Genomic DNA, 13,623 nt, shown 5'->3' with positions numbered 1-13,623 from the left:
GAGGAAACCCGATGCGCTTGAGCTTTTCCGCCCTGCTGATGATCGCACTCGGCACGCACGCCGCCTTCGGGCAAGCGGCCCCTGGGGCCGATTTCAAGGGCCTGGAAGCCGAGATGGGGGCGGCCAATGCTGCGCCCGGTCCCCGCACGGTGCCGGGCCGGGTGATCCCCGTGCCCGAGACGATCAGCCCCGAGCTCCGCAACGCCGTCGCGGCGCCCTATCGGGTGCCGGCCTGGAACGCCAACCCGCCGGATGCCGCCGGCTGGAAGGCCCTGATCGACCGGCTGGCGGCGGCCGGCGCCGCGACCCTGCCGGCGCTCCGCGACAAGCTCGGCGTCACCAGCGAGGCCACGGTGATCGGCGGCGTGAAGGTGTTCGTGGTCCAGCCGAAAACGATCCCGGAGGCCAACCGCAACCGGCTGCTGCTGCACATCCATGGCGGCGGCTACGTCTACAATCCGGGCGAGGCCGGCACCCTGGAGGCGATCCTGATGGCCGGGATCGGCGGCTACAAGGTGATCTCGGTCGATTACCGCATGCCGCCCGATGCCCCCTACCCGGCCGCCATGGACGACGCGACCGCGGTCTGGAAGGCGATGCTGGCCATGCAGAAGCCCCAGACCATGGGCGTGTTCGGCACCTCGACGGGCGGCGGCATGACCCTGGCGCTGATGCTGCGCGCCAAGCAGGAGGGCCTGGCCCTGCCGGCCGCGATCGGCCTCGGCACACCCTGGTCGGACATGACCGAGACCGGCGACACCTACCGGACCAACGAGTGGCTCGACAACGTGCTGGTGAGCTATTCCGGCTATCTGACCCCCGCCGCCAAGCTCTACGCGGCCGGGCGCGACCTGAAGGATCCGCAGCTCTCGCCGATCAACGGCGACTTCGCCGGCCTGCCGCCCGCGATCCTGATCAGCGGGACCCGCGACCTGTTCCTGTCGAACACGGTGCGCACCCACCGGAAGTTGCGTGCGGCCGGGATCGAGGCGGATCTCCAGGTGTTCGAGGCGATGTCGCACGCCCAGTATCTCGGCGCGCCGAACGCGCCGGAGACCAAGGAGGTCTTCGGCGAGATGGCCCGGTTCCTGGACGCGCATCTGGCCCGCTGAGAGGCCGGGGCTCGACACCTTGTGATGGAGCGCGTTCTCCCCATGTTGCAATGCAGCATTTCGGAGAACGCGCTTCACTTCCCGAATGGGCCTCCTAGCTTGGGTCGCTCGCGTGCCGGCCCCCACTCGCCTCGATCTCCGGAGCCCATCCGTGCAAACCTACACCCTGGCCATCGCCGACGGCGTCCTGTTCGCCTGCCTGCCCGACGACGCCGACATCTCGGCCGCGATCACGGACGCCACCGCGACCAATTACGGCTTCGGCTTGAGCCTCGACATCGTCCGCGGCGCGACGCTCACCAACGCCAAGGGCCCGGAGGACGAGGTCGTCTGGCAGGAGGGCTCGGACAGCGAGCTTTTGGACGCGGAAGGCCGCCGCTACCGCTACGCGGTGCGCCGGCATTCGTGAGGGGGACGCGGCTCGCAATCCGACGCTCCCTCCGAAACGCGCCCTCATCCTGAGGCGGCGGAGTGCAGCGGAGATCGCCGGGGCATCTCGAACCCGCCTCCGAGGCCACGGTGGCACCTTACGACAGGGCGCTGTGGGATGGGCGGTGGGGGCGCGCCGCCGCGTCAGATCAGGGTTCTCGCCATCTCCAGCGCCCGCGCCTCGAACCTGGCCTCGTCGCCCCAGTCGTCGCTTGCGCCGTAGTTCATGTGCCCGGACGGCGTGAAGCTGCACAGGAAATGGCTGCCGGTATTGTCCTCGAACCCGGGCGGGACATAGCGTCGGCGCGGTTTCGGTTCCGAGCTGACATAGGCGATCGGCGCGTCGATGCCCCGCGGCAGGATCGCGAGCAGATACGCGTATCGGATCGAGCCTTCGGCGAGGATATCGGTCATCAGCACCCCGACATGGTCGGGGCCGAGGTCATGCCGGCGGATGGTCCGCGACCGGATGACCTTCGGTGCATACATGCGTCTGAACCCCCGTCTTGGCGGCTGCGACGGCCGGATCTGTTATGCATCCGACCTTGTGATTTGATTCGTCAACTTGAATACGCTTGTCTGGGCCGTCGCCGCCCGACCGATCGGATCCCGATGCCCCCCTGCCCTCCGCCGGCCTCCTGATCCGGCGCCGCGATGGATCCGGGCGCGCGCAGCGAAGGGTGGCGGGGCGGTCTCACCCGCTTCCTGGTCCTGTACGCCGCGCTCTACGGCGCCTACGGCCTCCTGTCGCCGATCCTGCCCGGCTTCCTGGCGGCGCGGGGCCTGAGCCCCGGCCAGATCGGCGCTCTCCTCGCCGCCGCCGGTGCCCTGCGGCTCGGAGTCGGCCCCCTGGCCGGGGCCTTCGCCGATCGGCGCCGGGCCGCCCGCCCCGTGCTGGCGGCGAGCGTCGCGCTGGCGGGCCTCGCGGTGCTGGCGCACCTGCCCGGCGCGGGCTTCTGGCAGCTCCTCGGGCCGGCCCTTCTGTACGCTGCCGGGACCGCCGCCCCGCCGCCGCTCGCCGACGCGCTGGCGCTCGCCGCCGCCCGGGGTGGCACGGTGTTCCAGTACGGCTGGGTCCGGGCCGCCGGCTCGGCCGCCTTCATCGCCGCCACCGGTGCCGCCGGCTGGCTGATCGGATCGTACGGCCTGGACGCCGCCCTGGTGGCGAGCGGCCTCCTCTTCATCGCGGCGTCCGGGGCGGCCCTGGCCCTGCCAGTCCGGGGCGGTCCGGCGAAGACCGGCCCGCGGCTCGGCGAAAACTTCGCCGCGTTGCTGCGGCTGGCGCGCTTTCGTCGCATCCTCGTCGCGGCGTCGCTGGTGATCGGCGCCCATGCGCTGCACGACGCCTTCGCGATGATCCTGTGGCGCGACGCGGGGATCGGAGCCGGGACCGCCGGATTGCTGTGGTCGGGATCGGTGGCTGCCGAGGTGCTGGTCTTTCTGCTGGCCGGTCCCCCGCTCCTGGCCCGGATCGGCCTGCCCGCCGGGATCGCGGTCGCGGCCTGCGCCGGCGCCCTGCGCTGGGCGGTGCTCGCCTCCACCAATGCGATCCCGCTTCTGGCCGCCGCGGAGGCCCTGCACGGGTTGAGCTTTGCCCTCCTACACCTCGCCTGTCTCGGCCTGATCGAGGCGACCGCGCCCCCGGAGCTCCGGGCCACCGCCCTGGCGCTCTACGGCACCGTGGCGCTCGGCCTGTCCGGCGTGCTCGCCACCCTGGCCTCCGGTGCGCTCTACGGCGCATTCGGCGCTTCGGCCTTCTGGGCGATGGCGGCGCTCAGCCTCGCCGCCCTGCCCCTGGTGCCGGGCCTGCGCGACCGCTGAAGCCGCGGGTTCTTTTCCCGGCCCTGTGGTACGGACCCGGAACGGACCCGCCCGATACGCCCCGCATGCCCTTTGTCGCCGAGATCCTGATCCCGCTGGCGCTCGATGCGCCCTACAGCTACGTCGTGCCCGGCACCCTCGACCTTTCGGTCGGCGACGTGGTGCAGGTCCCGCTCGGCCCCCGCGAGATCGTCGGCGTGGTCTGGGGCCTGGCCGAGACCGCCGGCGGCTCGAACCTGCGCCCGGTCACCGGCCGCCTGCCCTACGCGCCGCTCTCCGAGCCCCTGCGCAGCCTGGTCGACTGGATCGCCCGCTACACCCTGGCCCCGAAGGGCTCGGCGCTCGCCATGGTCCTGCGCCTGCCCGACGAAGCCGCGGCCGCCGAGACCGCCCGGGTGGCGGTGCGCCTCACCGACAAGCAGCCGACCCGGCCGACCGCGGCGCGGGCCAAGGTCCTGACCGCGGCGGCCGACCGCGCGCTGCGCGGCAAGAGCGCGCTCGCCAAGGAGGCCGGGGTCTCGCTCTCGGTGGTGGACGGCCTGATCGACGACGGCGTCCTGGAGGCCGTCGCGGTCGAGCCCGAGCCGGTCGCCCCGCCGCCCGACCCCGATTTCCCGCGGACACCGCTCTCACCCGCCCAGGCCGAGGCGGTGACCGAACTGGTCGAGCCCTTCCCCTGGCTGCATCCGGAGGCCGAGGCCGCCGACAACCGGCCGATCCTGCTCGAGGGCGTCACCGGATCGGGCAAGACCGAGGTCTATTTCGAGGCGGTGGCGGCCTGCATCCGCACCGGGCGGCAGGCGCTGATCCTGATGCCCGAGATCGCCCTGACGGCGCAGTTCCTCGACCGCTTCGCCCAGCGCTTCGGGGTCCGCCCGGCAGCCTGGCATTCCGGCGTCGGCGGCAAGCGGCGGGAGCGCCTGCGGGCGGCCGTGGCGGCCGGCGAGGCGCTGGTGGTGGTCGGTGCCCGCTCGGCCCTGTTCCTGCCCTTTGCCCGCCTCGGGCTGATCGTGGTCGATGAGGAGCACGAGGCCGCCTACAAGCAGGAGGACGGCGTCCATTACCACGCCCGCGACATGGCGGTGGTGCGCGGGCGCCTGGAGGGCTGTCCGGTGGTCCTGGCCTCGGCGACGCCCTCGATCGAGACGCGGGTGAACGCCGCGCGGGGCCGCTACCGCCACGTCCTGCTGCCGGAGCGCTTCGGTGGCCGGCGCCTGCCCGACATCGCCGCCATCGACATGCGCAAGGACCAGCCCGAGCGCGGCCGCTTCTTGAGCCCGCCGCTGGTCAACGCCGTGAAGCACACCCTCGAGCGCGGCGAGCAGGCCCTGCTGTTCCTCAACCGCCGGGGCTACGCGCCGCTCACCCTGTGCCGGGCCTGCGGCCACCGCTACCAGTGTAAGAACTGTTCGACCTGGCTCGTGGAGCACCGGTTCCGGCGGGCGCTCGTCTGCCACCAATGCGGCTATACCGAGCGGCGGCCCGACGCCTGCACCGAGTGCGGCACCTTCGACAACCTCACCGCCTGCGGCCCCGGCGTCGAGCGGATCGCCGAGGAGGCCGCCGGGCTGTTTCCCGACCGCCGCATCGTCGTCCTGTCGAGCGACTTTCCCGGCGGCGCCGACCGGCTGCGCCAGGAGCTGGAGGCGGTGGCGGCCGGCGAGTGCGATCTCGTGATCGGCACGCAGCTGGTGGCCAAGGGCCACAACTTCCCGAGCCTGACCCTGGTCGGGGTGCTGGACGCCGATATCGGCCTGACCTCGGGCGACCCCCGGGCGGCGGAGCGCACCTTCCAGCTGCTCCAGCAGGTCACCGGCCGGGCCGGGCGCGGCGACAAGCCCGGGCGGGCGCTGGTCCAGACCTACCAGCCCGAGCACCCGGTCATCGCCTCGCTGCTGTCCGGGGATGCCGAGCGCTTCTACCAGGAGGAGATCCAGGCCCGCGAGGCGGCCGGGCTGCCGCCGTTCGGGCGGCTCGCCGCGCTGATCGTCTCGGCCGCCGAGCGCGAGGTCGCCGAAGCCCACGGCCAGGCGCTCGCTCGCGCCGCCGACCCGCCGGAGGGCGTGATGGTGCTGGGGCCCGCCGAGGCGCCCCTGGCCCTGGTCCGGGGCCGCTACCGGTTCCGGCTGCTGGTGAAGACCGAGCGCAACGTCGACATGCAGGCCTATCTGCGCGCCTGGATCGCCCGCGGCCCGAAGGTGCGCGGCAACGTCAAGGTCGCGATCGATGTCGACCCGCAGAGCTTTTTGTAAGACACTGGGGCACGGGCGGCGGACCCGCGGCCGGAGACCGGCGGCGGGACGCGTGCGGTTCCCGGAGGAGCGATCAGTGCTGACCTATACCAAGACGCCGGATTCGAACGTCGCCGAGATCGTGGTCGACGGCAAGATCTCCGACGAGGAGATGAACGCCGCCATGACCGCCATGAAGGCGGACCTCGACAAGGGCGGCAAGCTCAAGCTGCTCGAGGATATCCGCGCCTTCGAGGGCATGGAGCCGGCGGCCTTCTTCAAGGATCCCCGCTTCGGCATCTCGATGATGAAGAGCGTCAGCCACGTCGCCCTGGTGACCGATGCGCCCTGGCTGAAGGCGCTGGCCGAGACCTTCAACTTCGTCTCGCCGACCCAGATCAAGGTGTTCGAGCGCGCCCGCCTCGCCGAGGCGCGGACCTGGCTCGCCGGCGCCGCCTGAGGCGCCGCTCAGTCGGCCTGCGCGGTGCGGTCGTTCCTGCGCCGCGCCGTCCAGCGGCCGGAGCACAGGGAGGCGACCTTCCAGGTGCCCGAGCCGGTGCCGGCCTGGAGCCGCCCGGTCCCGGTCCCGCTCGCCGTCCCGTTGCTGACGGCGAGCCCGACGCTGCCGTCGGCACCGACATGGCCGCTCACCCGGGCGCCCGCCTCGCCCGAGACCAGCTGGACCTGACCCTGGCGGATCGCCAGCGCGTAGGAGTAGCGGGCGCTGCACAGGCCGCTCTCCGTCACGAGCTCCACCGACCACGTCCCGTTATTGGCGCCCGGCTCGGCATGCGCCGACAGCGACACGGCGGAGGACAGGCCGGCGGCGAGCGCCGCGGCGGCGACCAGCTTGATCATGCGGGAATCTCTTTCAGCAAAGCGCGCGCCGCCCGTGATGGCGCGCCGGGTCACACTCGTCGATGGAGGATGACTCCATGCTGAACGCAGGAAGCGGCAAGAGTATGGCCGCGCGGTTTTCGCGATGAGATCAGGATCCGCGCGCGACCGAGACGGGAATAGCCACGCTGCGTTTTGCGATTGCTTGGCGGTGTTGGCGGATCGGGCGGGCGTTCGCTCGAAGATCGTATTCGGATCGTCGCTGGATGAGCATGGCCGCCGGGCCCATGCGCCGCGCCCTCCCCCTTTGCGGGGGAAGGACACGCGCGCCAACGTTGGAGCGGGCTTTGTGTCGGCGCTCTAGGGGCGATGCGAAAACTGTCGTGCGAAGCCGGGTGCCCCTACCGCAAGCGTTTGAAGGCCGCCTTTCGACCTCGCGCGACCCCCTCGGCCTCTCAATCCGTCAGCGGGCGCGCCTCTTCCGGCAGCATGATCGGGATGCCGTCGCGGATCGGGTAGGCGAGCTTGGCGGAGCGGCTGATCAGCTCCTGCCGGGCGGAATCGTATTCCAGGGTGCCCTTGGTCAGCGGGCAGACCAGGATTTCCAGGAGCTTGGGATCCACGCGCGTCGCCTCGACGGTCTGTGTCAGGTCGTTGGTCATCGGTCGTGCGAACCTATTGCATCGTCGGCTCGGGCCCGGAGCCGCGAACCAGTTCCATCTGCGTGACCGCGATCAGGATCTCCGCCCGCGTCTTGAGGTCGGGCGCCTCCAGCATCGCCTGCTTCTCGCGGACGCCGAACGGGCTCATCATGCAGAGGGCGTTGACCAGCGCCTCGTCGGGCGCCTCGTCGATCCCGGCCCAATCCACCTTCAGATCGTTCGATTCCACGAAGTCGCGCAGCGCCTTGAGCACGCCGTCGCGGTCCACCTGTTCCTCGCCCGCCCGCGGCTCGAAGTCCACCGCGAACGCGTCGTAGGAGACGTGGCAGCGGCGGTAGGCGCTGGTCGAGGCGAGCTCGCTCTCGACCCGGAAGCGGCTGACCCCGGTCAGGGAGACCAGATACCGGCCGTCGCCGGTCTCGGCATATTGCGTGATCCGTCCGGCGCAGCCGACCCGGTAGAGCTTCGGATTCGCCGCGCCCGACCCTTCCGGATCGGGCTGGATCATCCCGATGATCCGGTCCGTGCGCATCGCGTCGTCGATCATCGACAGGTAGCGCGGCTCGAAGATGTTGAGGGGCATCTGGCCGCGCGGCAGCAGCAAGGCGCCGGGCAGCGGAAAGACCGGGATGACGGCGGGGCAATCCGCCGGGCCCTTGTAGCTCGCATGGGTGCTCATGGCGCCTCCCGGATGGGCCTAAAGCTGGGCCGGAAGCTCCGCCCCAGGGCGAGCTGACGCATCACGAGAACAGGAGCGCCGAGAGCTTGCGCCGTCCCCGGATCGTGTCGGGATCCATCACGCCCCACGCCTCGAAGAACTGCAGCAGCTGCTTGCGCGCCGCGTCGTCGTTCCAATCCTTGTCGCGCTTGCGCAGCTCGATCAGGTGATCGACCGCTTGGCTGCGTTCGCCGGCGGCCGCGAGGCCGAGGGCGAGGTCGAACCGCGCCTGATGCGCGTCCGGGTTGGCCTCGACCTCCCGCTGCAGGCCCGACAGGTCGCCGAGGGAGGCCGCCTGCTCGGCGAGCTCGAGGGCGGCGCGGATGCCCGCCAGCGCCGGGTCGGCGGCTTTGGCCTCCGGCACCATGGCCAGCACGCGCTTGGCGTTCTCGATCTCGCCGGCATCGAGCTGCATCTTCGCCAGTCCGGCGAGCGCCGTCACGTTGTCGGGCTGCTGCTCGAGCACGGCCGCGTAGATCTCGGAGGCGCCCGCGAGGTCGCCCTCCTCGATCAGGGCGGCGGCATCGGCGAGCGCCGCCTCGACCGGATCCTGGGCCGGGCCGGCGACGCGATCGATCAGCTCCTTGATCTGGCTCTCGGGCACCGCGCCCATGAAGCCGTCGACCGGCTGGCCCTTCTGGAAGACGATCACGGCGGGGATCGACTGGATGCCGAGCTGGCCGGCGATCGAGGGATGGTCGTCGATGTTCATCTTGACCAGGGCGACCGCGCCCTTGGCCGCCTTGACCACCTTCTCCAGAACGGGGGTGAGCTGCTTGCAGGGGCCGCACCACGGCGCCCAGAAATCGACCAGGACCGGCCGGTGCATCGACTCGGCGATGACATCCTGACGGAAGCCCGCGGTGGTCGTGTCCTTGATCAGGGCATCGGCGTCGCCGCCCGGGGCGGCGCCGCCGGCGAGGGTGTCATTCAGCATTGGCCTGGCTTCGGAACTTTTTACGTGGAGCGCCTTAGATGGGGCTTCGGACCGTGTCTGACCAGCCCAAACTCACCGTGCCGGTGCCCCCGGGGCCGCCTTCTCCGCAGGTTTGGCGGCGGTCACGAAGGTCCCCGCATAGGCATGGCCATCCGCGGTGCTGGCCTCGCAGGTGATCGCGGTGCGGCCGGGCTCCGGCGTGGAGAACCGGCAGGCGCCGATCGCCAGGGTCGGGGCGCCGTCCTTGCCGACCATCACGAGGTTGATCGGCTGCAGCGGGTCGGTCTCCTCGGTGGCCTCCTGCTGGGCGCCGTTGCCGCTGAAGCTCAGCGTCTGGCCGTCCGCGGCGCTGAAGTCGAAGCTCGTCCGGTTGCGGCTCACCGCGTTGACCAGCACGGTGCTGCAGGTGGCGGTGAGATCGCGCCCGTCGACGACCAGCTTCTCGCAGGTCCCCTCCAGCCGGAGCGCCGCCTGGGCATGCGCCGCGCTCGGCACGGTGAACAGGGCGCAGAGCAGCGCGAGGCGCAGGCGTATGGTCATGGCGGGCCGGGTCTCCTCCGTTTTCCGTCGAACTAGGCGTCTGGGGCGGCCTGTCGAGGGAGGCGCGCCGATCGGTCCGGACCGGACGGCACTCTAGCCGAACCGCAGGGCGCGGTCGTTGGGCGCGGAAAAGTCGAGATCCGGCCCCAGCGGCACGATCCGGGTCGGATTGATAGTCGGGTGGCTCTCGTAATAGTGGCGCTTGATGTGCGTGAGGTTCACGGTCGGGGCCACGCCGGGCAGCGCGTAGAGGTCGCGCAAGTAGTTCGACAGGTTCGGATAATCGGCGATCCGGCGGCGGTTGCACTTGAAGTGCCCGACATAGACCGCATCGAACCGCACCAGCGTCGTGAACAGCCGGATATCGGCCTCGGTCAGCCTGTCGCCGCAGAGATAGCGGCCGCGGTCGAGGCGCGCCTCAAGCCCGTCGAGTTCGGCGAACAGCGCCTCGAAGGCGGCGGCGTAGGCATCCTGCGCGGTGGCGAAGCCGGCCTTGTAGACGCCGTTGTTGACCCGGTCATAGACGCGCTCGTTGATCGCATCGATCCCGGCGCGCAGGTCCTCGGGGTACAGATCCGGGCCGGTGCCCCCGAAGGCGCTGTTCAGCATCCGCAGGATCTCGGCGGATTCGTTCGACACGATGGTGGCGCGCTCCCGGTCCCACAGCACCGGCACGGTGACCCGGCCAGTATAGGACGGGGCGGCTGCCCGGTAGACCTCGTAGAGACGGCTGGCGTGATGGATCGGGTCCGGCGTCGCCCCGGGCGTGTCCCCGAACACCCAGCCCTCGGAGCCCATATGCGGATCGACCACCGAGACGGTGATCGCCTCCGCCAATCCCTTCAGGGCGCGCCCGATCAGGGTCCGGTGGGCCCAGGGGCAGGCCAGCGAGACGTAGAGGTGGTAGCGCCCCGGCTCCGCCTTGAAGCCGCCCTCCCCCGACGGGCCCGGCGCGCCGTCCGCGGTCACCCAATTGCGGAAGGACGAGGCCTTGCGCTCGAATCGCCCGCCGGTCGAGGCGGTGTCGTACCATTGGTCGCGCCAGACGCCGTCGACGAGGAGGCCCATGGTGATGTTCCGTTCCAGAAGAGGATCGTGGCGAGATGGGAGCCCAGCCGCCCGCGGGAAGGGGTGCGCCCCGTCCTTGGGTTCGGTTCCGGCCCGCTTACGAGTTGTGCGCAATGCAGGCTTGCGCCCGCGCTTCTGTTGCAGTGCAACATAATCGACCATCTTCCGGTCACCCGCCCGCTGCTGCGCGTCCGCAGCGACCCCGGCCCGGCGGGAGACTGGATGGAGCTGAGAGATGTCGTTCGTGCTGGTGCCCGTCGCCGAGGCGGCCCTGTTCACCCTGGGGTGCCTGATCATCCACACCCTTCGGCGGCACGCGGACGTGGTCACGGCGACGCTGGCCTGCCTCGCGACCCTGCTCCTGCTGATGATCGGCATCGCCTGCGCGCCGGAGACGTTCGCCAAATATCAGGCGGCGAGCGTCACGGATTTCGCACGGCTGGATCCGGCGATCTACTGAGCCGGGGCGACCGTCTCGCCGTTGACCTGCGCGAGGCGCCCGCCGGTCCCGCGCTGGCCCGCCACCGCGACGTCGAAATCGTCCTTCGGCAGCCGGGCCAGGAAGCGCTCGGCCAGCTCGAACAGCAGGATGTCCGGGCGCACGCGCTCGATATAGGCCCAGTCCAGGTTCGCCGACCAGACGAAGTGCACCTCGCGGAAGCTTTCGGCGAGGAGCCCGGTCAGCAGGAACGGGTCGAAATGCGCGCAGGAATCGCCGAACAGGACGAGCCGGCGCGGATCGGCGCCGTCCGCCTCGTTCCGGTAGACGACATGGGCGCCGACATGGGCCTCCCGGTCCCGCCCCTGCGCCTCGTAGGCGGCGAGCATCGGACCGACCTCGACGCGCTTCGCGTCGCGCTGCAGCATGAAGCGGTCCAGCCGTTCCCGGGGCTTCTCGCGAAGCTTCTCGCCGAGATCCATCACCGCCTCCGAGACGACCTGCGGCCGCGCCCCGATATCGGCCGGCGGGATGGCCCCGAGGGCGCGCATGATCTCGCGATAGGCCAGCAGGCAGCCCTGGATAGTCCAATGGGTGTCGGTGCGCAGGTAGAGAGGCACCGGGCCGTCGCGCCCCGCCCTGAGCGGGGCCAGCAAATCGAGATAGGCGGGGTGCCGCGCGAGACGCCGGGCCAGGCGCCGGGTCGAGGCCTTGGCCGGGTCGTAGCGCAGCCCTTCGACCTTGTCGTCGTAGACCGAGAGCTTTTCCGGCACGATCACGTGCAGGCAGCGGATCCCGAGGCTTTCAGCCCGCCGGGCCCGGGCCGCGATCAGCCGCGTCCAGCCGCGCAGCAGCAGCCAGTGCCGCAGGCCGCCCCGGTAGCGGTCCATGACGCGGTTGCTGCCGCCGGTGAGGAACAGCCATCCGTCGCGGCCGACATGTACGCTCTCCCTGCCTGCAGCCATGGCCGTGCTTTAGAGCCGTTCCGGATCGGCTTGCAATCGGGAATGGCTCCGCGCCCCGTGCGCCGGCTTGAGCCCGACTGCGCCGGCCTCCAAGACGGCGGCGAGCGCTTCCGCCGCACCGGGCCGGGGCGCCTGGGCCGGACCCGGCGCGGCGGGCACGCGTTCGACAAGCATGTCGTCGTCCCCAGCCCTGATGCCCGCCCCGCCGGCCGAACGGCCCGATCCGGACCACCGCCCCCGTCCGGCCCGGCTCTGGCGCCCGCGCCGGGTGCTGGTGACCCCGGCGGCGCTGGATTTCGCCCATGGCCGGGCCATGGTGGCCCGGGCCGAGGCGATGGGGTTGCCGGTGGAACGGCTCTCGGCCAACCGCCTCACCGGCCTGCGCGACGCCGATCCGCGCCAAGCCTATATCGCGGCCAAGGCGACGCTCGCCATCACGGTGGCGCCGCCGACCAAGCTCAGGCTCCAGCCGATCCCGCCCTCGGCCGATTGGCGTTTCGACCTCGCGGAAGGCTGCCCGGCCCATTGCCAGTATTGCTATCTGGCCGGCTCGCTGCAGGGCCCGCCGGTGACCCGCGCCTACGCCAATCTCGACGCGATCCTTGACAATCTCGCCGCCTATGCCGGCCAGGGCGCCGTCACCTCGGTCTCGGCCGAGCGCGCGCACGAGGGCACGACCTTCGAGGCGTCCTGCTACACGGATCCGCTGGGCATCGAGCACCTGACCGGCTCGCTCTCGGCGGCGATCCGGCATTTCGGCGCCTGGGACGCGCCGGTGCAGCTGCGCTTCACCACGAAATTCGCCGCCGTCGCGCCGCTCCTCGACCTGCCGCACAACCGGCGCACGCGCATCCGCTTCTCGGTCAATGCCCGGCCCGCCGCGCGCTACGAGGGCGGCACCGACCCCCTCGACGCGCGGCTCGCCGCGATGGGCGCCATGGCGCGGGCCGGTTATCCGGTGGGCCTGACCATCGCGCCGATCATCCCGGTGGCGGGTTGGGAGGCGGCCTATGCCGGCCTGATCCGCGACGCCGCCGACGCGCTCGCCGGGATCCCCGATCTGGACCTGACCGTGGAACTCATCACCCACCGGTTCACGCCCATCTCGAAGACGGTCCTGCGTGGGTGGTATCCGGGCTCGGACCTTCCGCTCGACGAGGCCGACCGGGTCGAGAAGCGCACCAAGTTCGGCACGGTCAAGCACGTCTTCCCGAAGCCGCTGATGCAGGCGATGCGGGCGCATCTCACCGATCGCCTGGCCCGCGACCTGCCCGCCGCGCGGGTGCTGTACTGGACCTGAGCGGGTTCGGGCGCCATGTCGCCTCGCATGCATGACGCGGCCCCCCTGATCCTGACGCTCGCCTTCGACGAGCCGACCTTCGCGCGCTTCGACGGCGAGCGCCGACGCAACTTCCCCGAAGCCCTGAACTTCATCCCGGCCCACGCGACGCTGTTCCACCACCTGCCGGGGGACCGGGAGCGCGGCGTGATCGAGGCGGTGACGAGCCTGGCGCGCACGGTGCCGGCTCCCGGCGTCGCGGTCACGGGCCTGCGCTTCACCGGTCGCGGCGTCGCCTACATCCTCGAATCCCCATCGCTGGCGAACTTCCGGGCTCGCCTCGCCAGCACGTTCGAGCCTTACCTCACCGCGCAGGATCGCCAGGGCTGGCGCCCGCACGTCACGGTGCAGAACAAGGTCACCCCGGACAAGGCGCGCGCCCTCCACGCCGACCTGGCGGCCGGTTTCGCGCCGTTCCACTTCACCGCCCCCGCGACGCGGCTGTGGCGCTATCTGGGCGGCCCCTGGGAGGCCGTCGCCACGCTGGCCTTCGGGGAGAATGCCTGATGGGTGTCATGCTGACCG

The 13,623-nt window shown here is 71.3% G+C and carries 16 protein-coding genes; 8 read left to right on the top strand and 8 right to left on the bottom strand.

Annotated features, from left to right (window positions below):
• Nucleotides 1-11 precede the first annotated feature (11 nt).
• Entirely contained in the window at nt 12-1,112 is a 1,101-nt protein-coding gene (locus LGR69_RS23370) for an alpha/beta hydrolase (protein ID WP_230367493.1), read from the top strand.
• 151 nt (nt 1,113-1,263) lie between these two features.
• Entirely contained in the window at nt 1,264-1,521 is a 258-nt protein-coding gene (locus LGR69_RS23365; RefSeq protein ID WP_091864673.1) for a hypothetical protein, read from the top strand.
• A 164-nt stretch (nt 1,522-1,685) separates the two neighbouring features.
• Here the strand turns inward: LGR69_RS23365 and LGR69_RS23360 are convergent, their stop codons facing one another.
• Complete coding sequence (locus LGR69_RS23360; protein WP_122160400.1) at nt 1,686-2,030, bottom strand: hypothetical protein; 345 nt, start codon at nt 2,028-2,030, stop codon at nt 1,686-1,688.
• A gap of 165 nt (nt 2,031-2,195) precedes the next feature.
• Here LGR69_RS23360 and LGR69_RS23355 point away from each other — a divergent pair, with 165 nt between their 5' ends.
• From LGR69_RS23355 to LGR69_RS23345, 3 genes are all read left to right on the top strand, one after another.
• The gene (locus LGR69_RS23355; protein ID WP_230367492.1) at nt 2,196-3,362 is read left to right on the top strand and encodes an MFS transporter; all 1,167 of its coding nucleotides are present in this window, start codon (nt 2,196-2,198) and stop codon (nt 3,360-3,362) included.
• Nucleotides 3,363-3,427: 65 nt separating this feature from the next.
• Nucleotides 3,428-5,614, top strand: a complete 2,187-nt coding sequence (locus tag LGR69_RS23350) for a primosomal protein N' (RefSeq protein WP_230367491.1) — start codon at nt 3,428-3,430, stop codon at nt 5,612-5,614.
• 76 nt (nt 5,615-5,690) lie between these two features.
• The gene (locus LGR69_RS23345; RefSeq protein WP_007564720.1) at nt 5,691-6,053 is read left to right on the top strand and encodes a SpoIIAA family protein; all 363 of its coding nucleotides are present in this window, start codon (nt 5,691-5,693) and stop codon (nt 6,051-6,053) included.
• A gap of 8 nt (nt 6,054-6,061) precedes the next feature.
• Here the strand turns inward: LGR69_RS23345 and LGR69_RS23340 are convergent, their stop codons facing one another.
• The 6 genes from LGR69_RS23340 to LGR69_RS23315 form a co-directional block, all read right to left on the bottom strand.
• A complete protein-coding gene (locus LGR69_RS23340; protein WP_122160402.1) occupies nt 6,062-6,451 on the bottom strand; it encodes a hypothetical protein in 390 nt (129 codons plus the stop codon).
• 434 nt (nt 6,452-6,885) lie between these two features.
• Nucleotides 6,886-7,092, bottom strand: a complete 207-nt coding sequence (locus LGR69_RS23335; RefSeq protein ID WP_007564718.1) for a Trm112 family protein — start codon at nt 7,090-7,092, stop codon at nt 6,886-6,888.
• A gap of 13 nt (nt 7,093-7,105) precedes the next feature.
• Complete coding sequence (locus LGR69_RS23330) at nt 7,106-7,771, bottom strand: LON peptidase substrate-binding domain-containing protein (protein WP_007564717.1); 666 nt, start codon at nt 7,769-7,771, stop codon at nt 7,106-7,108.
• 61 nt (nt 7,772-7,832) lie between these two features.
• Nucleotides 7,833-8,747 carry a thioredoxin gene (gene trxA / locus LGR69_RS23325; protein ID WP_007564716.1) on the bottom strand — a complete coding sequence of 305 codons (915 nt, stop codon included), beginning with the start codon at nt 8,745-8,747 and terminating at the stop codon, nt 7,833-7,835.
• 72 nt (nt 8,748-8,819) lie between these two features.
• A complete protein-coding gene (locus tag LGR69_RS23320) occupies nt 8,820-9,287 on the bottom strand; it encodes a hypothetical protein (RefSeq protein ID WP_007564715.1) in 468 nt (155 codons plus the stop codon).
• Between the two features lie 93 nt (nt 9,288-9,380).
• Nucleotides 9,381-10,355, bottom strand: coding sequence for a glutathione S-transferase family protein (locus tag LGR69_RS23315; RefSeq protein ID WP_230367490.1), 975 nt, complete (start codon nt 10,353-10,355; stop codon nt 9,381-9,383).
• Between the two features lie 235 nt (nt 10,356-10,590).
• On the opposite strand from LGR69_RS23315, the gene LGR69_RS23310 reads away from it, so the two are divergent.
• Nucleotides 10,591-10,815 carry a hypothetical protein gene (locus tag LGR69_RS23310; protein WP_007564713.1) on the top strand — a complete coding sequence of 75 codons (225 nt, stop codon included), beginning with the start codon at nt 10,591-10,593 and terminating at the stop codon, nt 10,813-10,815.
• Here the strand turns inward: LGR69_RS23310 and LGR69_RS23305 are convergent.
• The gene (locus LGR69_RS23305) at nt 10,809-11,759 is read right to left on the bottom strand and encodes an alginate O-acetyltransferase AlgX-related protein (RefSeq protein WP_230367489.1); all 951 of its coding nucleotides are present in this window, start codon (nt 11,757-11,759) and stop codon (nt 10,809-10,811) included. The two genes, LGR69_RS23310 and LGR69_RS23305, sit on opposite strands and share 7 nt — an antisense overlap.
• A gap of 193 nt (nt 11,760-11,952) precedes the next feature.
• On the opposite strand from LGR69_RS23305, the gene LGR69_RS23300 reads away from it, so the two are divergent.
• Together LGR69_RS23300 and LGR69_RS23295 are read left to right on the top strand one after the other, a co-directional pair.
• Entirely contained in the window at nt 11,953-13,059 is a 1,107-nt protein-coding gene (locus LGR69_RS23300) for an SPL family radical SAM protein (protein ID WP_122160406.1), read from the top strand.
• Between the two features lie 27 nt (nt 13,060-13,086).
• On the top strand, nt 13,087-13,605 hold the full coding sequence (locus LGR69_RS23295) for a 2'-5' RNA ligase family protein (protein WP_039903188.1): 519 nt from the start codon (nt 13,087-13,089) through the stop codon (nt 13,603-13,605).
• The last annotated feature ends 18 nt before the right edge of the window (nt 13,606-13,623 follow it).

This window comes from Methylobacterium brachiatum, from assembly GCF_020523825.1.
Taxonomy (GTDB): Bacteria; Pseudomonadota; Alphaproteobacteria; order Rhizobiales; family Beijerinckiaceae; genus Methylobacterium; species Methylobacterium brachiatum.
This window is presented reverse-complemented; position numbering and strand designations above follow the sequence as displayed.

Excerpts from the sequence above, each read along its gene's own strand:
- LGR69_RS23370 (WP_230367493.1), top strand. The coding sequence starts at position 12 with ATGCGCTTGAGCTTTTCCGCCCTGCTGATGATCGCACTCGGCACGCAC.
- LGR69_RS23360 (WP_122160400.1), bottom strand. The coding sequence starts at position 2,030 with ATGTATGCACCGAAGGTCATCCGGTCGCGGACCATCCGCCGGCATGAC.
- LGR69_RS23355 (WP_230367492.1), top strand. The coding sequence starts at position 2,196 with ATGGATCCGGGCGCGCGCAGCGAAGGGTGGCGGGGCGGTCTCACCCGC.
- LGR69_RS23350 (WP_230367491.1), top strand. The coding sequence starts at position 3,428 with ATGCCCTTTGTCGCCGAGATCCTGATCCCGCTGGCGCTCGATGCGCCC.
- LGR69_RS23340 (WP_122160402.1), bottom strand. The coding sequence starts at position 6,451 with ATGATCAAGCTGGTCGCCGCCGCGGCGCTCGCCGCCGGCCTGTCCTCC.
- LGR69_RS23335 (WP_007564718.1), bottom strand. The coding sequence starts at position 7,092 with ATGACCAACGACCTGACACAGACCGTCGAGGCGACGCGCGTGGATCCC.
- LGR69_RS23330 (WP_007564717.1), bottom strand. The coding sequence starts at position 7,771 with ATGAGCACCCATGCGAGCTACAAGGGCCCGGCGGATTGCCCCGCCGTC.
- trxA (WP_007564716.1), bottom strand. The coding sequence starts at position 8,747 with ATGCTGAATGACACCCTCGCCGGCGGCGCCGCCCCGGGCGGCGACGCC.
- LGR69_RS23320 (WP_007564715.1), bottom strand. The coding sequence starts at position 9,287 with ATGACCATACGCCTGCGCCTCGCGCTGCTCTGCGCCCTGTTCACCGTG.
- LGR69_RS23315 (WP_230367490.1), bottom strand. The coding sequence starts at position 10,355 with ATGGGCCTCCTCGTCGACGGCGTCTGGCGCGACCAATGGTACGACACC.
- LGR69_RS23310 (WP_007564713.1), top strand. The coding sequence starts at position 10,591 with ATGTCGTTCGTGCTGGTGCCCGTCGCCGAGGCGGCCCTGTTCACCCTG.
- LGR69_RS23305 (WP_230367489.1), bottom strand. The coding sequence starts at position 11,759 with ATGGCTGCAGGCAGGGAGAGCGTACATGTCGGCCGCGACGGATGGCTG.
- LGR69_RS23300 (WP_122160406.1), top strand. The coding sequence starts at position 11,953 with ATGCCCGCCCCGCCGGCCGAACGGCCCGATCCGGACCACCGCCCCCGT.
- LGR69_RS23295 (WP_039903188.1), top strand. The coding sequence starts at position 13,087 with ATGCATGACGCGGCCCCCCTGATCCTGACGCTCGCCTTCGACGAGCCG.